This is a genomic window from Enterobacter sp. SM3, from assembly GCF_009811935.2.
GTDB lineage: Bacteria > Pseudomonadota > Gammaproteobacteria > Enterobacterales > Enterobacteriaceae > Enterobacter > Enterobacter asburiae_D.
Window position 1 is genome coordinate 2,429,393 of record NZ_CP099971.1, and the last position, 23,247, is coordinate 2,452,639.

Below are 23,247 nucleotides of genomic sequence, written 5' to 3' on the forward strand. Positions count from 1 at the left end.
ACTGGAGAACATCCTCATGGCTAAGCATATTCCTTTTAAACTGATTGTTGAAAAAGCCAGGCACTACCAGCAGGACATGACCCGCTTTCTGCGCGATATGATCGCCATCCCAAGCGAAAGCTGCGACGAAAAACGCGTGGTGCACCGCATCAAAGAAGAGATGGAGAAAGTCGGCTTCGATAAAGTGGAAATCGACCCTATGGGCAACGTGCTGGGCTATATTGGCCACGGCCCGCGCCTGGTGGCGATGGATGCGCATATTGATACCGTAGGCATCGGTAATATCAAAAACTGGAGCTTCGATCCGTACCAGGGCATGGAAACCGACGAACTCATCGGCGGGCGCGGCGCGTCGGACCAGGAAGGCGGGATGGCCTCCATGGTCTACGCCGGAAAGATTATCAAGGATCTGGGGCTGGAAGATGAATACACCCTGCTGGTGACCGGTACGGTGCAGGAAGAAGACTGCGACGGGCTATGCTGGCAGTACATTATCGAGCAGTCCGGTATTCGTCCGGAGTTCGTGGTCAGCACTGAACCCACCGACTGTCAGATTTACCGCGGCCAGCGCGGGCGTATGGAAATCCGCGTGGATGTTTCTGGCGTCAGCTGCCACGGCTCCGCGCCGGAACGCGGCGATAACGCCATCTTTAAAATGGGGCCGATTCTCAACGAGCTGCAGGATCTCTCCCATAAGCTGGGCAACGACGAATTCCTGGGTAAAGGCACCCTCACCGTCTCCGAAATCTTCTTCACCTCGCCAAGCCGCTGTGCGGTCGCCGACAGCTGCGCCGTTTCCATCGACCGTCGTCTGACCTGGGGCGAAACCTGGGAAGGCGCGCTGGACGAAATTCGCGCCCTGCCTGCGGTACAAAAAGCCGGTGCGGTTGTCTCCATGTACAACTATGACCGCCCATCGTGGACCGGGCTGGTGTATCCAACCGAATGCTACTTCCCAACCTGGAAAGTGGAAGAGAATCACTTCACCGTCCGCGCGCTGAGCAACGCGTACGAAGGACTCTTCGGCAAGGCTCCGGTAGTGGATAAGTGGACCTTCTCCACCAACGGCGTCTCAATCATGGGCCGTCACGGCATTCCGGTGATTGGTTTCGGCCCGGGTAAAGAACCCGAAGCCCACGCGCCAAACGAAAAAACCTGGAAGTCTCACCTGGTCACCTGCGCCGCCATGTATGCCGCTATTCCGCTGAGCTGGCTGGCCACCGAGTCACTGTAGTCCGCTATTCCTCCCGCCGTTCGCGGCGGGAGTCTGGAGTTAAAATGCGCGTACTGATTAAAAACGGCATCGTCGTCAACGCCAACGGACGAGCCAGACAGGACCTGCTGATTGAAAACGGCCTTGTTAGCCAACTGGCCGATAACATCACCGTTGAACAACCCTGCGAAGCGATCGACGCCAGCGGCTGCTACGTAATGCCCGGCGGCGTTGATGTTCATACCCATTTCAATATTGATACCGGCCAGGCCCGCAGCTGTGACGATTTCTTTACCGGCACCCGCGCGGCAGCCTGCGGCGGTACGACCACCATCGTCGATCACATGGGATTTGGCCCGGCAGGCTGCCGATTACGCCACCAGCTGGAAACCTACCACGGCTACGCCGCCTACAAAGCGGTGATTGACTACAGCTTTCACGGCGTCATTCAGCATATCAACCACGCAATTCTCGATGAAATTCCCATGATGGTCGATGCTGGGATCAGCAGCTTTAAGCTCTATTTAACCTACCAGTACAAACTGAGCGACGACGATGTGCTGCAGGCGATGCGTCATCTGCACGCCGCCGGCGCGCTCACCACCGTACACCCGGAAAACGACGCGGCCATTGCCCGTAAACGCTCGGAGTTTCTGGCGCAGGGAAAAACCGCACCGCGCTATCACGCCCTTAGTCGGCCGCTGGAGTGCGAGGCAGAGGCTATTGCCCGCATGATTAACCTCGCACAGCTTGCCGGTAACGCGCCGCTGTACATTGTGCACCTGTCGAACGGGCTGGGGCTGGAATACCTGAAGCTGGCGCGTTCACGTCATCAGCCGGTATGGGTTGAAACCTGCCCGCAGTATCTGCTGCTCGATGACCGCTGCTATGAACGCGAGGATGCGCTGAAGTATCTGCTCAGCCCGCCGCTGCGCAACGCCAGTAACAATGACGCGCTGTGGTGCGGGTTGAGCGACGGCTCGATCGATGTGATGGCCACAGACCACTGTGCTTTTTCGATGGCCCAGCGCCAGCATTTATCGAACGGCGATTTTAGCCGCTGCCCGAACGGCCTGCCGGGGGTGGAAAACCGTCTGCTGCTGCTCTTCTCCCACGGGGTAATGACCGGACGCATCACGCCCGAGCATTTTGTGGCGCTCACCAGCGCCAACCCGGCAAAACTGTTCGGCCTGTGGCCGCAAAAAGGCGTGCTGGCGCCCGGCGCAGATGGCGACGTGGTGATTATCGACCCGCGCCGCACCACCACCATTCGTCACGAAATGCTGCACGACAACGCCGACTATTCACCGTGGGAAGGGTTTATCTGTCAGGGCTCCATTCGTCAGACGCTGTCGCGCGGCCGGGTGATTTTCAGCAACGGGACCTTTAGCGGCGTCGCCGGACAGGGCCGTTTCCTGCGTCGCGCCCCTTTTTCTTCCGCTCCGATCCCCATGAGCGGAATATCATTTTAAAGAGAGGATGTCATGAGTAAAAAAATCGTACTTGCGCTGGGCGGAAACGCGCTGGGCGACGACCTGGCCGGGCAAATGCAGGCCGTTAAACAAACCGCGCAGGCCATCGTCGACCTGATTGCTCACGGTCACCAGGTGGTGGTGACGCACGGCAACGGCCCGCAGGTAGGAATGATCAACCTGGCGTTTGAAGCGGCCGCCAAAACCGATGCCCATACCCCGATGCTGCCAATGTCGGTGTGCGTGGCGCTGAGCCAGGGCTATATCGGTTATGACCTGCAAAATGCGCTGCGTGAGGAGCTGTTGTCGCGCAATATGCATATTCCGGTCGCCACGCTGATTACCCAGGTGGAAGTCGACGCCAACGATCCGGCGTTCAGCAACCCAACCAAGCCTATCGGTTCCTTCTTTAGCAAAGAAGAAGCGGAACAGCTGGCCCTGAAAGGCTATATCCTGAAAGAAGACGCCGGGCGCGGATATCGTCGCGTGGTCGCCTCGCCCCAGCCTATCGATATTATTGAAAAAGAGACGGTGAAGGCGCTGATAGATGCCTGCCATGTGGTCATCACCGCCGGCGGCGGCGGGATCCCGGTGATCCGCGAGAGGAATCATCTTCGCGGCGCCAGCGCGGTCATTGATAAAGACTGGGCTAGCGCGAAGCTGGCGGCGATGATTGATGCCGATATGCTCATCATTTTGACCGCAGTGGAGAAAGTGGCCATTAACTTTGGTAAACCCAACGAACAGTGGCTGGATAAACTCACCTTAGGCGATGCCGACCGTTTTATTGCCGAGGGTCACTTTGCCAAAGGCTCTATGCTGCCGAAAGTGGAGGCCGCCGCCTCCTTTGCCCGCTCTCGTCCAGGGCGTAAAGCATTGATTACCGTATTGAGCAAAGCGAAAGAAGGTATAGAAGGAAAAACCGGCACGATTATCGAGGGGTAAACGTCGTCCGGCCGCACGAAGTGACGCCGGGGCAGGCTTTAAGCCGCCCCGGCGTTGGCTTACGCCTCAACCGGGCGACGATTTTGCTGTTTAATTCGCTGGTTTGTCAGCGTCATTAGCGCTTCCAGCACGCCACCACCAATCGCCCTCGCCTTATCCGACACGCTGGTGTAGTCAGCCTTATCGCCGCGTGGATCGATATCGCTGATTTTAAAACCAATATCCACCACCAGACCGTCGCTCAGCAGCCCGCGCACCATGCCGCTGAGCGGTGCCCGAATCTCCGTCTCGCCGACGGTGGCAATCACGTCGCCCTCACTGACGATATCGCCCAACTTCACGCGCGAGCGCATCACCCCCGCGGCAGGCGCGCGGATCACCCGTTTTGCGGTATGCCCCATAATGTTACCCGGTACGCCGGTGTTGTCCTGCGCGCGGCCCTGATAGATAACCTGACCCAGCCAGTGCCCACGGTTGGTTTCAATCACCGCATGGCAGTCGGTGCCCGCGCAAAAACCCGGCCCCAGCGCAATGACCGACGGTGCCAGCCCGCAGTGGGTACCCAGATTTTCTTTCGCGAGGATGGCATCGACCACACAGCCCGGACTCAGCTCACGCAGCGATTCACACAGCGGATCAACCAACACTGGAATCACACCGTTATCCGCCACCTGAATCGCCTCCTGGACGGAATCGACGCGGAGTGCGGTCACACCTTCTACCGTCATTTCTCCGTCAAAAACCGCCTGGGCAAAGGCCACGGTACGGCGGATCACCGTCGGTTTCTCCACCTCCAGCATCACCACTTTAAACCCGGCGTGCCACAGTCGCAGAGCTACGCCCGTCGCAATATCGCCCGCTCCGCGAATGGCTACCCGCAGCGGCTGCGTGGGAGAGTCGCTGGCCATCAGCCCGCCCGGCGCGTTATTTTTGACCTGTAGGATCTCCGCCAGCACGCTGATGGCGATTTCATTCGGCGTCTCAGCGCCAATGTTGTAGCCCACCGGCGCGTGCAGCCGGGCGATATGCTCCTCCGCGACGCCGTTTTCGCGCAGCTGGCGTAAAAACACCTGTACCTTGCGACGGCTGGCCAGCAGCCCCAGCCAGGCGGCAGGCAGTTCGACCAGCTTATCCAGCGCTTCGCGATCCTGGTTATTGGTGGCGATCAGTACATAGTCATCTGGCTGAACGGCCAGTTTATAGACGGCCGCGCCAAAGCTCTCGGCGTGTACCAGTTGGGTTAACGGCGGGAAACGTTCAGGATCGAGGCTTTCCGGATAAATATCCGCCACCGCGAGTTCAAAACCGAGCAGCGCAGCGCTGTGAGCTACGGCGCGATTCACATGCCCGGCACCAATTAACACCAGCCTGGGACGCAGTCCATGAACGCTGATGTAAACCGACATCGCGCCGCCGCAGTCCGAGCCCACCGCATCGGACCCGGTGCGCGCCATTCGACCATGAAACATACGCGAAGCCCTTTCACGCAGGGCATCAAGCGCTTCATCAATCACCCGACGTTCGACCATGCCGCCGCCGATGGTGCCGACAATGCTGCCATCATCACGAACCAGCATCTGTGCGGAATGTCGGGGAGTGGAACCACGGCTGTCGACGATCTGTGTCAGCGCGAACGGACGGTTTTGTGCTTCGAGTCTTGCCGCTTCTGAGAAAATATTCATAACAACCTCAAATGGATATCCCTTCATTACCCCAGAATGGAGTCACTTTCTCACTCGTCTGCGCGTAATCGCCGGACGCGACTGGACCGAACCGGCCCAGATAGCGTCAACGTCCTTTCTCATTATCAAATTTCCAGGCTGCAAATTCTCATTTTGAGAAAGTTGGTTGAGCAGCCAGATACGCCGACAGCCCGCCGGCGCGCCTTTAAACGCCCCTTCCGGATGCTGAACCAGGCGATGCAGCATCGGCCACGTCAGCGCCTCATGCGCCTTGACGCCGGTGATGCGGGAAAAAAGTGGCCAGCGGTGGACAGCTGCTGGCCCAATTGCTTTCCCGAGCATCTCTGCTCCGGTAATGGCAACTACGCAACAACAGGAATAAGGGATGCAAGGTTCGTGCACATCCGGCGCTTTTAGTGCAAAACCGTGAGCGCCGTCAGCTTCTACCAGCACGACGTCCGGCTGGCCGCTCGCCATGAGCGCATCGAGCTGCGCTGGCGTGAAGCCTCTGACCTTTCCCGCTTCCGGCAGCCAGGCAGAAAAACACGCCTGCAGCGGCCGCTGCCAGAACGCGGCGGGCAGCGCCTGCGGGTCGCGACAGAAGGTTACTGGCAGCGTGTGGGGGACAAACATGTGGGTGGTGGTGGTCAGCAACACGCGCCGCCCTGCCTGCTGAAACAGTTCTGCCAGCCAGAATAAGGTGCTGGTTTTGCCGCCCGCCCCTACGGCGGCGATCAGCAAAGGGCAGGCAGTGGCGTTTAAATCACATAACAGCTCGTCAACGTGCGGTATATTTTCCATGTTACGCATTATCTCTATATTCAGGAGCAAAAATGCAGGTCGATTGCATTATTACCGCCGCGGGGCTGTCCTCCCGGATGGGACAATGGAAAATGATGTTACCCTGGCAAGGTGGCACAATACTTGATGCAAGTATTAAAAATGCGCGTCGCTGCTGCTCGCATATTATTTTAGTGACCGGATTTCGCCATCAAGAGCTAATGGCACGTTATTCATCGGTCCCGAACCTGACGCTCGTTTAAAATCCTGACTTCCGCCAGGGGCTCTATTCTTCGGTAAAAGCGGGTCTTCAGGCATTACGTCATGATTATTGTTTTATCACCCACGGAGACCTGCCGTGCCTTGACGATGCTATTTTTCATGGCCTGTGGGAACAGCGCTTCGAAGGCACGCTGATGCCCTATTACGGCGGGGTTCCGGGGCACCCGATCCTCACATCCACCAGCAATTTGCGGCGCTGTTTAAGCGCAGAACAGCAGACATCGGTACGCCAGTCGCTGCTCACCGGCCCCTGCCGACAGATCCCGCTCAATAATCCAGCGATCGTTCTCGATATTGATACGCCGGAAGATTTTAGCCGACTCAATAAGGATGAAAATAAAGATTTGCGAAAATGATATTATCAATTTGATAGTGCGCTGCCGTTTTTGAGAAATAAAAAATGTACTTCTGTTGAGTGATTTTAATTCTCACCAATGCCCCCAATTTCTCTTTCTAAAGCCGTTTTAACTTTAGACTTCCCTCACATTTTTGCACCCATTCCGTTATGAATCCAATTTCTGGTGTGATTGTTGCTCAGCTCCCCTTATCCGTCGGAATTATCGCAATACCGACCACCATGAATTAACAGGTAAGTCTAAGGAGAGGATTATGGGCGATATCATGCGTCCCGTTCCGTTTGAGGAACTCTTAACGCGTATTGTTGATGAATACCAGAATCATCGTTCCATCTTTGGTATTCCGGAGCAGCAGTTTTATTCAGCGAACGCCCCGCATAAGGTGAACGTATTTGGTGAAACCTGCGCCACGCCGATTGGCCCGGCTGCGGGGCCGCATACCCAGCTGGCGCAAAACATTATTACATCCTGGCTCACCGGCGGGCGGTTTATCGAACTGAAAACGGTACAAATCCTCGACCGTCTGGAGCTGGAAAAGCCCTGTATTGATGCCGAAGACGAATGCTTCAACACCGAATGGTCCACCGAATTTACCCTGCTCAAAGCCTGGGATGAGTACCTGAAGGCGTGGTTTATTCTGCACCTGCTGGAGGAGATCCTGCCGCTGACGCCGGTCAAAGACGGTAAGTCATTTATCTTCAATATGAGCGTTGGCTATAACCTCGAGGGCATAAAGCAGCCGCCAATGCAGCAGTTCATCGACAACATGATGAACGCGGGATCACAGCCGAAATTTACCCAGTATCGCGACACGCTGACCCGCTGGCTGCGACAGCATCAGCCAGAAAAAGCCGCGCTGGTGAGCCGCATTCCGGCGAAACTGGTTCAGGGCGTGACGCTCTCTACGATGCACGGCTGCCCACCGGACGAAATTGAAGCGATCTGCCGCTATATGCTGGAAGAAAAGCAGCTGAATACCTTTGTAAAACTCAACCCGACGCTGCTGGGCTTCAAACGGGTACGTGAAATTCTTGATACCTGCGGCTTTGGCTATATTGGTCTGAACGAAGCGTCGTTTGACCACGACCTGAAAATCGACCAGGCGCTGGAGATGCTCAAGCGCCTGATGTCGCTCGCTAAAAGCAAGAAGCTTGGCTTCGGCGTGAAGTTAACCAATACCCTTGGTACGGTGAACAACAAAGGCGCGCTGCCTGGCGACGAGATGTACATGTCCGGGCGCGCGCTGTTCCCGCTGTCGATCAACGTCGCCGCCCTGCTGTCGCGCGAGTTTGACGGCAAGCTGCCGATTTCTTACTCCGGCGGCGCGAGCCAGCTCAACATCCGCGATATTTTCGAGACCGGCATTCGCCCGATCACCATGGCAACCGATCTGCTGAAACCCGGCGGCTACCTGCGCTTAAGCGAATGCATGCGCGAACTGGAACAGGCCGACGGCTGGCAGATGACGCAGGTCGACGTTAAGCGCCTGAACGCGCTGGCGGAAAAAGCGGTCAGCATGGCGTATACCCAGAAGCACTGGAAACCGGACGACCGGATTGATGTGGGTGAAAAGCTGCCGTTGACCGACTGCTACGTCGCCCCCTGCGTCAGCGCGTGTGCTATCAAGCAAGATATCCCCGAGTACATTCGGCTCATGGGCGAGCAGCGCTACGTTGATGCGCTGGAGCTTATCTATCAACGCAACGCGTTGCCGGCGATTACCGGCCATATCTGCGACCATCAGTGTCAGTACAACTGTACGCGCCTCGACTATGACAGCGCGCTGAACATTCGTGAACTGAAGAAAATCGCTCTCGAAAAAGGCTGGGATGAATATCAGCGGCGCTGGCATAAACCCGCCGATTCAGGTACCCAGCACCCGGTAGCGGTGATCGGCGCGGGACCAGCAGGTCTGGCCGCGGGGTATTTCCTTGCGCGCGCAGGTTACAGCGTCACGCTATTCGAGCGCGAAGCTAACGCGGGCGGCGTGGTGCGCAACATTATTCCTCAGTTCCGTATCCCCGGAGAGCTTATCCAGCAGGATATCGACTTTGTGGTGAGTCACGGCGTCAATATTGTCTACGGCTGCGACCCACACCTGACGGTGGAAAAGCTCCAGCAACAGGGATTCCGCTACGTGCTGGTCGGCACCGGCACCGATAAAAACAGCGGCGTGAAGCTCCAGGGCGATAACCCGAACGTGCGCAAATCGTTGTCCTTCCTGCATGAATTTAACCGGGGCGAAAACCTGCAGTTTGGTAAGCACGTGGCCATCATTGGCGCGGGGAATACCGCGATGGACTGTGCCCGTGCGGCCTTACGCGTACCGGGCGTTGAGCAAGCGACCGTCATCTACCGCCGTTCGCAGCAGGAAATGCCAGCCTGGCGTGAAGAGTATGAAGAAGCCGTACACGATGGTGTCACCTTCCGCTTCCTGAATAATCCAGAGCGATTCGATGCCGACGGTACGCTAACCGTACGCGTAATGGCGCTGGGCGATATCGATGAAAAAGGCCGTCGCCGCCCGGTAGAGACAGCAGAAACCTGTACGTTACAGGTCGACACGTTGATTACCGCCATTGGCGAACAACAGGACGGCGCTGCGCTGGCCGCGATGGGCATTCCGCTGGACGCGCACGGCTGGCCGGAAGTGAACGCCGATGGCGAAACCCGCAAACCGGGGGTATTCCTGATTGGCGACGTACAGCGCGGACCGTCTTCAATTGTTTACGCCATCGGCAACGCCCGCCGGGCAGCGGATACGATTCTGGCGCGGGAAAATATCCGCAGCCATCATGGCGACAAGCACTGGAACAACGTTGATCCCGCTGAAGTGTACCGGCGTAAAGGCGCCATTGTGGTCGCCAACGTAGGCAAGGACGATCGCGACGCGTTCGTCGCTCAGGAAGCCGCACGCTGCCTGGAATGCAACTATGTGTGCAGTAAATGCGTGGACGTTTGCCCGAACCGCGCCAACGTGTCGATTGCCGTCCCCGGCTTTGAAAACCGCTTTCAGACGCTGCACCTCGACGCCTACTGCAACGAATGCGGCAACTGCGTCCAGTTCTGTCCGTGGCAGGGCAAACCGTATAAAGACAAAATTACCGTCTTCAGCCTGCCGCAGGATTTCAGCAACAGCAGCAATCAGGGCTTCCTGGTCGAGGGGCATCGCGTCGATATTCGCCAGAACGATCAAACCTGGCAGCTGACGCTCGACGATGGCGGGCAGTTCAACCAGATACCACCGCAGCTGGAAGCCATGTGCCGCATCATTAGCCATGTCTATCGCCATCATCACTATCTTTTGGGGGCCGTTGAAGTATGAGTCAGCTACTGCTAAAAAACGCCACCATCGCCCAGCTCTATCCGGCGATAGTGCAGGAAAATGTCGACATCGTCATTGAAAATACGGACATTGTCGCGGTCGGGCACGATCTCGGTCATCAATACCCGCAGGCAAAAATAAAGGAGATGTACGGCAAGCTGGTGATGCCGGGAATGGTCTGTTCCCACAACCACTTCTATTCGGGATTATCGCGCGGCATTCAGGTCAATATCGCCCCGAGCCCGGACTTTATCTCCACGCTGAAAAACCTATGGTGGCGGCTGGACCGCGCGCTGGACAAAGAATCGCTGTACTACAGCGGGCTTATCTGCGCCATGGAGGCGATTCGCAGCGGCTGCACGGCGGTCATTGATCATCATGCCTCGCCGAACTACATTGCCGGCTCGCTGAGCCAGCTGCGTAACGCTTTCCTGAAGGTGGGCCTGCGCGGCATGACCTGCTTTGAAACCACCGATCGTAACGGTGGCCAGCAAGAGCTACAGGCCAGCGTCGAAGAAAACATCCGCTTTGCTCGCGAAATAGACCGCGCGCGCGAAGCGGGGAATGCGCCATACCTGGTCGAGGCGCATATCGGCGCGCATGCGCCGTTTACCGTCACCGATGCAGGTTTATCGATGCTAAGCGAAGCGGTGAAGGTGACCGGTCGCGGGCTGCATATCCACGCGGCGGAGGACAGTTATGACGTCTCGCATAGCCATCATCACTACGCTAAGGATCTGCTGGTTCGCCTGGCGGAATTTGACCTGATCGGCCCTAAGACGCTGATCGCGCACGGCTTGTATCTCTCCGACGCCGATATCGCCTTACTGAACGAACGCGACGGTTTCCTGGTGCATAACGCGCGTTCAAACATGAATAACCACGTGGGCTATAACCACAAGCTCACCGCCTACCGCAACCTGGCGCTGGGCACAGACGGCATCGGTTCCGATATGTTTGAAGAGCTGAAGTTCGCGTTCTTCAAACACCGCGACGCCGGAGGCCCGCTCTGGCCGGACAGCTTTGCCCGGGCGCTCAGCAACGGTAATACCCTGCTCAGCCGCAACTTCAATGCGCAGTTTGGCCGTATTGCAGCGGGATATAAAGCGGATCTCACCGTCTGCGATTATCTGCCGCCTACCCCGCTAGTGGCGGAGAACATCGCCGGGCATATCGCCTTTGGCATGGGAGCGAGCAGCGTGCACAGCGTGATGGTCAACGGCGTGATGGTCTATGAAAACCGCGAGTTTACCTTCGACTGCGAGCCTATTTTTGCCGAAGCGCGTAAGGTGGCGGCGAAGATGTGGAAACGGATGGATGGACTAGACTGAACCACAACATCAGGCCGGGCCACGCCCGGCTATAACGTCAGAATGCGGTGGTTATCTTGCGCTGCTTTTGCATTTCCGCCAGCGCCTCGCCGGTGATTTTACTTAACGCCGCCGTTGGGCAGACGTCAATACAGGCCGGGCCCCGCTCGCGCTCGTGGCAAAGATCGCACTTCACAATCGTCGCTGCCTGATTTTTGGCCACCTCGACGGTAATCACGCCAAACGGACAGGCCACCACGCAGCTCTGGCAGCCGATACAGCGGGCGGCATCGGCTTCTACCCGCTCGTCCCCCAGGGTTAATGCGCCCACCGGGCACGCCCCCACGCAGGGGGCATTTTCACACTGATGACACATTACCGGCACGCTAAGCATATTCAGACGCAGCACCGTTAAGCGCGGCGCGAACGCCGCATGTTCTGTGGCATGTTCCAGCGCGCAGGCTATCTCGCAGGTGCGACAGCCAATACAGGACGCCGGGTTGGCCATGATAAAGCTAGTCATACCCCCTCCTTGCTGTTAAACAGCGTCAGCATTTCACTGGCGGCCTGACGCCCTGCCACCATCGCCGTGACCACCAGGTCAGCGCCGTGTACCGCGTCGCCACCGGCAAAAATCTTGTCGTTGCTGGTTTGCGTTGTGCCACGACCGCTGCCGCCGGTACGGATTTGCCCCCAACGGTCGAGCTGTACGCCATGGCCGCGTAGCCACGGCATATCGTGGGCCTGGAAACCAAATGCCATGATCAGCACATCCGCCTGTAGCTCAAAGCCGGAGCCCACAATCGGCCTTGGACGGCGGCGGCCATCCGGCCCAGGTTCTCCCATGTCGGTGCGAATCATGCCGACCGCGCTGACCTGCCCCTTACGGTTGCGCTGGATATACTGCGGCTGGACGTTGAACTGGAACTCCACACCTTCCTCCCGCGCGTTGACCACTTCTTTTTTTGATCCCGGCATGCTCAGCTCATCGCGACGATAGGCGCAGGTCACGCTCGCGGCTCCGCGCCGCACCGCCGTACGCAGGCAATCCATCGCGGTATCGCCGCCGCCCAGCACCACCACGTGCTTATCCTGAATATCAATAAGCGGGTACTCCGCGCTCTCTTCAAGCCCCATCACCTCGCGGGTGCTGGCGATCAGGAACGGCAGCGCCTGGATCACGCCTGGCGCGTCTTCACCTTCCAGCCCCGCAGCCATCAGGCCATAGGTGCCGACGCCGAGGAATACCGCATCGTAATTGGCGACCAAATAGCTAAAGTCGACATCACGCCCGACTTCGTGGTTTAAATGGAATTGAATGCCCATTTCGCTGAAGATCGTCCGGCGCATGCCAAGGATCCCTTTATCCAGCTTGAAGGGCGGGATGCCAAACGTCAGCAGGCCGCCAATTTCCGGATGCTTATCAAAGACATCCACCTGCACCCCTGCACGCGCCAGAATATCGGCGCAGCCCAGCCCCGCAGGCCCCGCGCCAATAATGGCAACCCGCTCCTTGCGCGGCGTCACGCCAGCCAACTGCGGACGCCAGCCCATCGCCAGCGCGGTGTCGGTGATGTAGCGTTCGAGGTTGCCAATTGCCACCGAGCCCCCCTCTTTTTTCAGCGTGCAGGCCCCTTCGCATAAACGATCCTGCGGGCAAACGCGGCCACAAATTTCCGGCAGTGAGCTGCTCTGATGGCACAGCTCCGCCGCTTCAATGATTTTTCCTTCATTAACCAGGCGAATAAAATCGGGAATGTGGTTATGCAGCGGGCAGGTCCAGTTGCACCACGCTTTCTGTGCGCAGCTCAGGCAGCGTTCGCTCTCATATTCCGCTTCTGAGCAGCCCAGACCGTAGTAAATCTCCTCGAAATGCGTTTTGCGCAGCGCTGCGTCGACCTTTTTCGCCCCGACGCGAGGGGGTTTAGCGAGGAACATTTCACGATGGCTCGGCTGGCGCGCCTGCACCGTCTGCCCGAGTACGGTACGCGTCTGGCGCTCACGGCGGATTTTTTCAAGCTGTTGCTCATCCATCAGGCACAGCGCCTGCGTTGGGCAGGTGGCCACGCAGGCCGGTTGCCCGCTGGGGTGTTCGCTGCACAAATCGCATTTCTGCGCCAGCTGCGGCGCGTCTTCATTGGCGGCGACCATTTCGATAGCCCCGAACGGACAGCTGATGACGCAGTTCTTACAGCCAATACATTTTTCCTGCTTCAGCTGAATACTGTTGTTAGCGAAATAGAGCGCCTCCGTTGGGCAGGACGCCACGCAGGGTGCGTCGTTACAGTGGTGGCAAGTGGCGGTACGGCTCTCTTTACGATGGAAAACAACGTGAATGCGGGGCATGAAATCGCGGCGCTGCAGCGGCCAGTTATCCTGATTATGGGCGGTTACGCAGGCAACCTCACAGGCATGACAACCAATACAGCGGGCGGCATCAGCGACAATAAATCGGTTCATTGGCTTCCCTTTTATTATTCAGATATTCATTAAGGGCCGCGATGCAATATTCAGGCGCATTTTTGGTTTCGCATCCGCCAGGATTATTTTTTGCGATGCAGGTCAAATAAACCTGCCTGAAATACGATAACACCTATAAAATCAGTTGATTAATAACCACTCTCATTTTGCAACCTCGGCGTCTATTATCTTATTCGATACCAAAATGAGAGAGAGTGACTCTCATAGTGATAGCCGGGCATTTATTACCCTTTCATTCCTGCTTCACCACCCCGTCTTTATATCCAACAAGTCGTGACTCCATTCACAAAAATATTCTTTGCTCCGCTAAACGGTTAATTCTGGCACAGCTTACGCATAGCTATCGCCGTGCGCGCAACACGCTGATGACGACATCAGTTCAGGGAGGCAACTGCCTTCGAATCGTAACTTCCGCCCTCAACCGAGCGAAAGTCGTAAAGGAGATAACCACCTCATGAAAGATTCTGCCATTCCTGCCTCACGCTCTACGGCCTCTACGGCCTCAACCGCGCCGGTCGATGAGGTTTTGCCTGTAACGCAAATGATTCTCTACGGACTGCAGCACGTGCTGGTGATGTACGCCGGTGCGGTGGCCGTTCCTCTGGTGGTGGGCAACGCCGTTGGCCTGCCAGCCGAGCACATCATTCTATTGATTAGCGCCGATCTGTTTATCTGCGGCGCGGCAACCATCGTTCAGTCGATGGGGATTCGTCCCTGGCTCGGCTGCCGTTTGCCGCTGATTCAGGGCTGCACCTTCGCCGCGCTGATCCCGATGGTGCTGATTGGCAAAGAGTACGGTATTGGTGCCATTTCCGGTTCGGTGATTGTCTCGGGGATCTTTATCCTCTGCTGCGCGCCGTGGATTAGTCGCCTGATTCGTTTCTTTCCCAGGGTGGTCATGGGCAGTATTGTCACGCTGATTGGCCTGTCGATCATGCCGGTGGCCGGCGGGTGGATCGGCGGCGGAAGCAGTGAAATGGAAGGCTTCGGCGACCTGTTTTCCCTGCTGATGGCCGCGATTACGCTGGTCATCATTCTCAACCTGTACACCTTCGCCACCGGGGTGGTGAAAAACACGGCGGTGCTGATCGGGCTGATTATTGGCACTATCCTATGGAGCTTCTTCAAGCCGCTCGACTTTCACCTGGTGAACGCCACCCCGTGGCTGCATCTACCGTTGGTCATGCAGTTTGCCCGCCCTGAGTTCCATATCGTTCCCGTCGCCCTGCTGTCCATGGTCATGGTCGTGGTGATGGTGGAAACCATGTCCTCGATTATGGCCACCGGCGATATCGTCGGTAAGAAAGTGGATGCCACCATGCTGCGCAACGGCCTGAACACCTGCGGGCTGGCCACCACCATTTGCGGCTTCTTCAACCTTTTTCCCTATGCCGCTTTTGCACAGAACGTCGGGCTAATCGGCCTTACCGGTGTTCGCAGCCGCTTTGTGGTATCGGTCTCTGGGGCGATTCTCATTTTGATGGGTTTGTTCTCGAAAATGGCCGCGCTGGTGGTGCTGATCCCAAAACCGATCCTCGGCGGCGCCGGGATCGTGATGTTTGGCATGGTCGCCGTCTCCGGTATTCGTACCCTTGGCCAGGTCGACTACCGTAACAATAACAATGGCATGGTGGTAGCGCTGACGCTGGGTCTGGGCATGATGCCGGTCCTGGTACCCAACCTGTTTACCCAGTTCCCGCCGATGATGCAGCTGTTCCTCCACAGCGGTATTACCATCGGGACGCTCACGGCAATCGTCGCCAACCTGACGCTCAACGGCAGCGTGCCGCTGCGTATTTCTCACGATATTCCGGAACCCGATCCGCTGCCGCCCAGCGCCGCGGCGCGAAATATGGCGGTACGGACCGTTCGTATGTGGCTGCTGCTGCGCAAGGTGCAGAAGGGCCAACAGCCACAGCACAGCGCGGGGGAATAATGCAAAACCGAATCATACTGGCGTTGCTGGCGCTGGCGTTAATGACCCTTCCCGCCGTCCAGCAGGCCATTGCTTTTGGGATCGGCAGCCGCTTTGATTTTTGGCTGTTGTTTTAGGATGTCACCCTTATCTGGAGAGCCATGATGAAAAAAGTGACCACCGTCTGCCCTTACTGTGCCGCTGGCTGCAAGTTGCAACTGGTGGTTGAGGACGGGCGGATCGTTCGCGCCGAGGCGGCGATGGGCAAAAACAACCAGGGTACGCTGTGCCTGAAAGGCTACTACGGCTGGGATTTTGTCCACGATACCCGCATTCTGACGCCGCGCCTGCAAACGCCGATGATACGCCGCCAGCGCGGCGGCAGGCTGGAAGCGGTCTCGTGGGATGAAGCGCTGGATTATGTCGCCACGCGGCTTAGCGAGATTAAAGCGAAATATGGCCCTGATGCCATTCAAACCACCGGCTCTTCACGAGGTACCGGCAACGAAACCAACTATGTGATGCAAAAATTCGCCCGCGCGGTTATCGGAACCAATAACGTTGACTGCTGCGCGCGCGTCTGACACGGCCCTTCGGTTGCAGGTCTGCACCAGTCGGTCGGTAACGGCGCGATGAGCAATGCCATCACTGAAATTGATAACAGCGAACTGGTGTTTATCTTCGGCTACAACCCGGCAGATTCTCACCCTATCGTCGCCAATCATGTGCTCAATGCGAAGCGAAATGGCGCAAAAATTATCGTCTGCGATCCACGGCGTATTGAAACCGCCCGCATCGCCGATATGCACCTGGCGCTCAAAAACGGCTCTAATATCGCGCTGTTGAACGCCATTGGCCACGTCATTATTGCGGAGGATCTTTACGATAAATCATTTGTTGCCCGGCGTTCTGAAGGCTTTAAGGAGTACCGTAAAATAGTCGAAGGATATCCGCCGGAATCGGTTGAAGAGATTACCGGCATTAGCGCGCAGGACATTCGCGCCTGCGCCCGACTGTACGCCAGCGCGGCAACGGCCACGATTTTATGGGGCATGGGCGTCACCCAGTTCTATCAGGGAGTAGAAACGGTACGCGCGCTGACCAGCCTGGCGATTCTGACCGGCAATCTTGGCAAAGCGAGCGTCGGCGTCAACCCGGTTCGCGGGCAAAATAACGTGCAGGGGGCCTGTGACATGGGGGCCCTACCGGATACCTATCCGGGCTATCAGTTCGTAAAAGTGGCCGAAAACCGCGAGAAGTTCGCTAAAGCCTGGGGGGTTGAGAGCCTGCCGGCACATACCGGCTATCGCATCAGCGAGCTGCCGCACCGCGCGGCACACGGCGAAGTCCGTGCGGCGTATATTATGGGGGAAGATCCGCTGCAAACTGACGCCGAGCTGTCGGCGGTGCGTAAGGCGTTTGAGACGCTGGAGCTGGTGATTGTGCAGGACATTTTCATGACCAAAACCGCGGCCGCAGCCGACGTCATCCTGCCCTCCACATCGTGGGGCGAGCATGAAGGTGTTTATACCGCCGCCGACCGGGGGTTCCAGCGCTTCTTTAAAGCGGTGGAGCCACAGTGGGATCTGAAAACCGACTGGCAGATCGTCAGCGAAATCGCCACCCGCATGGGCTATCCGATGCACTACCGTAACACTCAGGAAATCTGGGATGAACTGCGCCATCTGTGTCCGGATTTCTTCGGCGCCACCTACGAGAAAATGGGTGAGCTGGGGTACGTGCAGTGGCCGTGTCGCGATGAATCTCCAGCGGATATGGGAACCTCATGGCTGTTCGAAGATCGTTTCTCCACGCCAGACGGGCTGGCGCAGTTTTTCACCTGCGACTGGGTGGCACCGATCGACAAATTGACCGAGGAATTTCCAATGGTGCTCTCCACGGTACGCGAAGTGGGCCACTACTCCTGCCGCTCGATGACCGGAAACTGTTCGGCGCTCTCTACGCTGGCGGATGAACCGGGCTATGTACAGATCAACACCGCCGACGCGGCGCGTTTAGGCATTGTCGATGAAGCGTTGGTGTGGGTGAGCTCGCGTAAGGGGCGGATTATTACCCGGGCGAAAGTGAGCGAACGGCCAAACAAAGGGGCCATTTACATGACCTACCAGTGGTGGATTGGCGCCTGTAACGAACTGGTCACGGAAAACCTCAGCCCCATCACTAAGACCCCGGAGTACAAGTACTGTGCGGTACGGGTAGAGGCGATTACCGACCAGGCGGCAGCAGAGCGCTACGTTGTAGAAGAGTATGCGAAGCTCAAAGCACGGCTGCGTGAATGCAGCGAGAGTCAGGCGTAAACGGCGCTGTTGGGGAGGTCTGAACCTCCCCGGCGCGCCATCATCGCGTTATGGCTTTAACGCGTGGTGGATAGAATCAAGAATCGGCTGGTAGCCGGTGCAGCGACAGATATTCCCCTCCAGTACATCTTTCAACTGTTCGTCACTCGGCTGTGGCACTTCCTGCAGCAGCGCGGTCGTACTGACCAGCACGCCCGGCGTGCAGAAGCCGCACTGTACGCCGCCTTTCTCCACAAAAGCATGCTGTAATTTTTGCGTAATCGGGTTGTCGTTTAGCCCTTCCAGGGTGGTGATTTCCGCTTCATCGCACTGTTCGGCCAGCACCAGACAGGAACAGACCGCTTTGCCGTCCATCATCACCGTACAGGCGCCGCATTCACCAATAGAGCAGCCTTCCTTCGTTGCGGTTAACTTCAGCGTGTTGCGTACCAAATCCAGCAGGCGCATATGGCCTTCGACTTTGGCTTCTACCAGCTTGCCGTTAACCTTCACTTTAATGATACTCATTGTTTTGTCCTCGACAGGGCGCCAGGCGCCCTGCTTTCACTGATTATTGAGCGGATGCCTGCGCCATCATGTCGCGGAACATGCTGACAAAAACCGGCTGCTTATAGGCGGCGGACCAGCGTTTGCCGATGGCGGCATAAATCAGCTTGTCCAGCACCTCGCAGGCGCTATCAATGGTTTTCGGCGTGATGCGCTGCCCCAGCAGACAGCGCTCAATGTCAAGCAGACGCTGCGGTTTGCTGAACAACGCGCCGTCGACCAGGCGACAATAGCTGACGGTACCGTCAGCAGCGAACTCCAGCAGCGCGGTTAAGCTCTGACGGGTAATGTTCAGCGCGTTTCGCCGCCCCAATTGATGGTAAAACCCCTTCGCTTTAGGGTGCGCCGGAGCCGGGAGAATCACGCGAGTGAGCAGCTCGTCCGGCTGGCGTTGCGTTTTGTAGCCCGAGAGCAGAAACTCGGCCAGCGACATGCGCCGGGTGGCGGTGTGGGAACGCAGTTCGATGCTGGCATCGTAAAGAATCGATGGCGGAATCGAGTCGCCGCACGGCGCGGCGTTGACGATATTGCCGCCGATGGTTGCGCGGTTACGAATCTGGTGAGAACCGACCGTATGGCAGGCCTGCACCAGCAGCGGATAGCGTTCGCGCAGCAGCGGATGGTCGGTAATACGGTTAAAGGTAACCGCCGCGCCGATGGATACTTCATGGCTTTGCGGATCTTCCGTCACTGTGGTCAGCTCGCTGAGGCGCGAGATATCAACCAGCCTCACCGGTTTGGTTTGCAGCCGCCCCTGCACGATCACGTCTGTACCGCCCGCAATTGCCGTGACACCGTCACTTTTCAGCAGTGCCAGCGCCTCATTCAGACTCTTCGGTCGCGTCACCGTGACGTCGGTAAGCCGCAGCACCTGCTTTTTGTTCTCTTGCTCAATCATCAGCTCGCTCTGGCGCGCCGGTTTTTTCAGGTTATAGCCGAGGATCACCTGCTCTAGCGTCAGCGGCAGTTGGTTAAAACGCGTGCCCAGCGCAAAGCTTACTGCGTTGTTGATGGCGGCTGCCGCCAGTTCGGTGGCCGGTTCGCCAATGCCTTTCGCCCCCAGCGGGCCCGCTTTATCCGGGTTTTCCACCCCTATCACCGTAATGGGGGGAATGTCCTTGATGGTCGGCAGCAGGTAGCTGTCAAAGTTCTCGGATTTCACCTGCCCGTGTTCAATATTAAAATCTTCCAGCAGCGCGTAGCCAAAGCCCTGTGCGATGCCGCCGCATACCTGGCCTTCAAAGCCTACCGGGTTCAGCACCTGGCCCACGTCATGCGCGGCGGTCACGTGCAGCAGGTCGGTCTTACCGGTGCTGGTGTTGACCCGTACTTCCGCGACCTGGCAGCCGTATACCCAGGTGAAATACGGGCTGCCGCAGCCTTTTTCTTCATCCCAGTGGATTGGCGGCGGCACAAACCAGCCGTACTCGGTGAGGCTGACGCTGGCCCATTTGGTTTTATTGACCGCATCTTTAAACGCTATGCGCTGGCTATCATCCTGTTTATTGATGATAAAACCGTCCTGCCAGCAGGTATCTTCAAGGCATGTAGCGCCGATGGTCTTTCCCACCACGCTCAGAATGCGCCGCTTAATTTTGTCCGCGGCATCCAGAATCGCCCCGCCGCCGACCATCGTCCCGCGCGTGGCGGCGGTCGAGCCACCGTCGCCAATCACTGAGGTAGGCGGTTCGCTGAAGTGGATGTCGGTCATCGTTATCCCGAAAGCTTCAGCGGCGATAAGCGACATCGTGGTTTGTAGGCCCTGACCGTTTTCCGATACCGACGTAGAGAGATTAACGCTACCATCTTCGTTGACCTGAATCAGCGCCGTTGAGGTATCAACCCCTTCCGCGCCAATGGAGCAACCGCGATAGCTGAGCGCCAACCCAATGCCGTAGCGATACACGCCGCCTTGCTCGTTCAGGACGTGGTAATGCTCACGCTTCGCCATAAATTCCGCCGAGGCGGCCGCCTTTTTCAGCACCTCGCGTGCTGACACCGTATGCTGATCGAAAACCTGGCCAGTCACGGACGTATCGCCCTGACGTAATGCATTGATTTCACGAATTTCAACCGGTGAGATATTGAGATATTCAGCGATTTCATCCATCAATGATTCATTAGCATAAACCACCTGCGGCGAGCCAAAACCGCGCATCGCGGAGGTATAGCTGTTATTGGTGTACACCGCCTTGACATCGATATGAACGTTGGGGATCGCGTACGGGCCAGCTGCCTGTACGGAAGATCGCCAGGTGACAAACGGCGATGAGGCCGCATAGCCGCCGCTGTCGGCCAGAATATCGATTTTCATTGCCTGGATACGTCCGGCGTCGTTCAACCCTACTTTGTATTTCATTTTGTAGGGGTGGCGTTTGCAGCTTTCAATAATGGACTGTTCGCGGGTATAGGCGAACTTGATCGGCTTCCCGGTCAAGCGCGTCAGTAGCGCGGAGCGGCAGGCAAGATGATCAATCACGTCATCCTTTCCGCCAAACGACCCTCCCATGACCGCGCGCTTGACGTTGATTTGGCTCTGCGGGCAGCCCATAAATTTAGCCACAAAGCCGCGCACCCGGTGCGGGTTCTGAATAGAGCCGGAAATAATCAGGCTGCCGTCAGTAGGATCCAGCCAGGTCAGTACCACTTCCGGTTCAATATAGGCGTGTTCCTGGAAGCCCACCTCATATTCGCGTTCAAGGATATGCCGGGAGTCGGCAAATCCCTTTTCGATATCGCCTTTGATGGTGTGGTGATGCGCGGCAATATTGTCGTCGCGCTCCGGGTGAATTCGCCGTGCACTGGGCGCCAGCGCCGCTTCCACGTCGGTGAGCGGCGCATACGGCGTGTAGCGCACGTGGATTTTATCGGCTGCTTCGCACGCCGCTTCATAGGTGGTCGCGGCGACAACGGCGATAACGTCGCCGTGAAAGACCACCTCGTCTTTGACTATCGGCAGGTAATCTTTAACGATAACGCCCACCACCGGCGTGCCGGGAATATCCTGCCAGGTGGCAATCCTCACCACGCCGTCTACCGCCAACGCGTCGCTGAGATCCAGCTCGTCGATTTTGCCTGCGGGAATATCCGCATAGCGGCAAACGCCGTAGAGCATATCCGGCAGTGTAATATCATCGCCATATAGGGCGGTTCCTTTGACTTTCGCCAATCCATCCACGCGTCCTGGCGACGCTGAACGCAAAGCACACATAATGCTCCCCTTATTATCAATCCTGTAAGTAGCCACGGGAAAAGCCCATCGCTACGTACAAATCCAAGATTTGTGCCAGAGATCAACGAGGTGAACATCAGGGTTCGTTTTTGTGATTGTGCACGCGTAAAAGCCGCGCCGTTGAGTGAAATGTGTCCATCAAAAGCGGCGCTGCGTGAGAATGATTCCCGTGCCGCGCCGTTTTTATCAAAGTAATAATCGGTTTTATCAAAATAATAATGGCTTAACGCGGGCAGACCGAACAGGGAGCGTAAAGGCGACATTCCCTGTCGGCTAAGCAGCGGATTAATTCTCTGTCATCTGGCGACGATGTTGTTGCGCCTGCTGCTGATGGCTGACCGAAGACTGGCCGTTATTCGCCGTCTCGTGTGCAATCGCCGCTTTCTCGTGTTCATTCATCGCGGAAAACGACGCCGCTGTTTCGTTAGTACTGCATGGACCGGTTTTGAACATCCCCTTATGCATTTCCGCCATGCTCTGGCTCGAATCCGATGTATTGCTTTGCATCATGTCATGGGACATGGCTGCCTGTTTGTTGTTGGTCTCTGCCGCCCAGCTGGATGCAGAAACCGCGAGCATGGCAATAACAGATAAAAGGATCTTTTTCATGGTTGGATCTCCGAAGTTAAAGTGCCCAATAGTTGGTGGCCTTCTTTATAATGAATTATAAAAACCGGCCGCTGTTTATCGCATGACTGGCGAGTGACATTTCTGTCACTCTATGGGCTTATTCACCACCCTGTTCCGGCACTCAAGGAATGAGAGATATAAAACGTTGATTATTCAGGTAATTAGAAATGTATCCCGTCGACTGCAACACTGTAACGAGGTGGCTACCAGCATAAGCAATGCCTCCACGATACAGTTGCAACAGCTAAAGACTCAGTTGGCTGAAGAAATGGGCAAACCTGTAGGCCTACACACCATGGGGATTCCGGCGGCAATCAGTACCCTCGGGGTGATTGTCAGTTTCGCTATTCCTCAGCTGTGGCTGGGGTATAGCGTACTCGCCGGACTAGATCAGCCAGCGGGACACGTATTCGTCTGGGTTGTCCCGATCGCCCTTCTGTTCGCTGGCCTTAACGGCGTGACGATGTTTATGATTGGCAAAGGCAGCATGCGCGCCGTGCGGTTACACCTTACGCTCGCGGTGATAAGCCTGGTATTAACGGCAGCCTATCTGCTGGTCGCGCTGAGCGGTAGCACTGCTCCGGGCGTCAGTCTGACCGCGGCGCTAGTGAGTATCGTCATGCTACTGCTTAGCGGCAGCTGTATCCTTTCCACCGCCTTCTATAAGATGCTGCTGTTTACTCTGCATAATCGTGCCTGGCGCAAGCTTCTCAGCCAGACGCGTGCTAAAACAGCGCGCTAAGCGTTCGTCCCGTAAAAA

The 23,247-nt window shown here is 57.0% G+C and carries 15 protein-coding genes and 1 pseudogene; 9 read left to right on the top strand and 7 right to left on the bottom strand.

The window, feature by feature from the left end:
- Positions 1–16 precede the first annotated feature (16 nt).
- The 3 genes from GVO84_RS11505 to arcC are packed head-to-tail and all read left to right on the top strand — an operon-like array spanning position 17 to position 3,630.
- A complete protein-coding gene (locus tag GVO84_RS11505) occupies positions 17–1,234 on the top strand; it encodes a YgeY family selenium metabolism-linked hydrolase (RefSeq protein ID WP_121423750.1) in 1,218 nt (405 codons plus the stop codon).
- Positions 1,235–1,278: 44 nt separating this feature from the next.
- Complete coding sequence (gene hydA / locus GVO84_RS11510; protein WP_159514187.1) at positions 1,279–2,685, top strand: dihydropyrimidinase; 1,407 nt, start codon at positions 1,279–1,281, stop codon at positions 2,683–2,685.
- 12 nt (positions 2,686–2,697) lie between these two features.
- A complete protein-coding gene (gene arcC, locus GVO84_RS11515) occupies positions 2,698–3,630 on the top strand; it encodes a carbamate kinase (protein WP_159514188.1) in 933 nt (310 codons plus the stop codon).
- Between the two features lie 59 nt (positions 3,631–3,689).
- On the opposite strand, the gene yqeB is transcribed toward arcC, so the two are convergent.
- On the bottom strand, positions 3,690–5,312 hold the full coding sequence (gene yqeB, locus GVO84_RS11520; RefSeq protein ID WP_159514189.1) for a selenium-dependent molybdenum cofactor biosynthesis protein YqeB: 1,623 nt from the start codon (positions 5,310–5,312) through the stop codon (positions 3,690–3,692).
- 42 nt (positions 5,313–5,354) lie between these two features.
- The gene (gene yqeC / locus GVO84_RS11525) at positions 5,355–6,113 is read right to left on the bottom strand and encodes a selenium cofactor biosynthesis protein YqeC (protein ID WP_159514190.1); all 759 of its coding nucleotides are present in this window, start codon (positions 6,111–6,113) and stop codon (positions 5,355–5,357) included.
- 32 nt (positions 6,114–6,145) lie between these two features.
- Between yqeC and GVO84_RS11530 the strand changes: the two are divergent.
- The 3 genes and pseudogenes from GVO84_RS11530 (at position 6,146) to ssnA (ending at position 11,386) form a co-directional block, all read left to right on the top strand.
- A pseudogene (locus tag GVO84_RS11530) lies at positions 6,146–6,730 on the top strand (NTP transferase domain-containing protein).
- Positions 6,731–6,983: 253 nt separating this feature from the next.
- Entirely contained in the window at positions 6,984–10,055 is a 3,072-nt protein-coding gene (gene ygfK, locus GVO84_RS11535; protein ID WP_159514191.1) for a putative selenate reductase subunit YgfK, read from the top strand.
- Entirely contained in the window at positions 10,052–11,386 is a 1,335-nt protein-coding gene (ssnA, locus tag GVO84_RS11540) for a putative aminohydrolase SsnA (RefSeq protein WP_121423756.1), read from the top strand. Before ygfK ends, ssnA begins: the two co-directional genes overlap by 4 nt.
- A 37-nt stretch (positions 11,387–11,423) precedes the next feature.
- On the opposite strand, the gene GVO84_RS11545 is transcribed toward ssnA, so the two are convergent.
- A complete protein-coding gene (locus tag GVO84_RS11545; protein ID WP_159514192.1) occupies positions 11,424–11,888 on the bottom strand; it encodes a 4Fe-4S dicluster domain-containing protein in 465 nt (154 codons plus the stop codon).
- A complete protein-coding gene (gene ygfT / locus GVO84_RS11550; RefSeq protein WP_236545932.1) occupies positions 11,885–13,840 on the bottom strand; it encodes a formate-dependent uric acid utilization protein YgfT in 1,956 nt (651 codons plus the stop codon). The genes GVO84_RS11545 and ygfT overlap by 4 nt, the downstream gene beginning before the upstream one ends.
- A 460-nt stretch (positions 13,841–14,300) precedes the next feature.
- Between ygfT and GVO84_RS11555 the strand changes: the two genes are divergently transcribed.
- Complete coding sequence (locus tag GVO84_RS11555; RefSeq protein WP_159514194.1) at positions 14,301–15,782, top strand: nucleobase:cation symporter-2 family protein; 1,482 nt, start codon at positions 14,301–14,303, stop codon at positions 15,780–15,782.
- A gap of 143 nt (positions 15,783–15,925) precedes the next feature.
- Entirely contained in the window at positions 15,926–18,079 is a 2,154-nt protein-coding gene (gene fdhF, locus GVO84_RS11560; protein ID WP_159515636.1) for a formate dehydrogenase subunit alpha, read from the top strand.
- Positions 18,080–18,127: 48 nt separating this feature from the next.
- Here the strand turns inward: fdhF and GVO84_RS11565 are convergent, their stop codons facing one another.
- The 3 genes from GVO84_RS11565 to GVO84_RS11575 form a co-directional block, all read right to left on the bottom strand.
- Positions 18,128–18,586 carry a (2Fe-2S)-binding protein gene (locus GVO84_RS11565; RefSeq protein WP_159514195.1) on the bottom strand — a complete coding sequence of 153 codons (459 nt, stop codon included), beginning with the start codon at positions 18,584–18,586 and terminating at the stop codon, positions 18,128–18,130.
- A gap of 43 nt (positions 18,587–18,629) precedes the next feature.
- On the bottom strand, positions 18,630–21,836 hold the full coding sequence (locus GVO84_RS11570) for a molybdopterin cofactor-binding domain-containing protein (protein WP_159514196.1): 3,207 nt from the start codon (positions 21,834–21,836) through the stop codon (positions 18,630–18,632).
- Between the two features lie 306 nt (positions 21,837–22,142).
- Positions 22,143–22,466 (bottom strand): Silver-binding protein, encoded by a 324-nt coding sequence (locus GVO84_RS11575; protein WP_159514197.1) that lies wholly within the window; start codon positions 22,464–22,466, stop codon positions 22,143–22,145.
- A gap of 289 nt (positions 22,467–22,755) precedes the next feature.
- Here GVO84_RS11575 and GVO84_RS11580 point away from each other — a divergent pair, with 289 nt between their 5' ends.
- Entirely contained in the window at positions 22,756–23,229 is a 474-nt protein-coding gene (locus tag GVO84_RS11580) for a hypothetical protein (RefSeq protein ID WP_236545837.1), read from the top strand.
- The last annotated feature ends 18 nt before the right edge of the window (positions 23,230–23,247 follow it).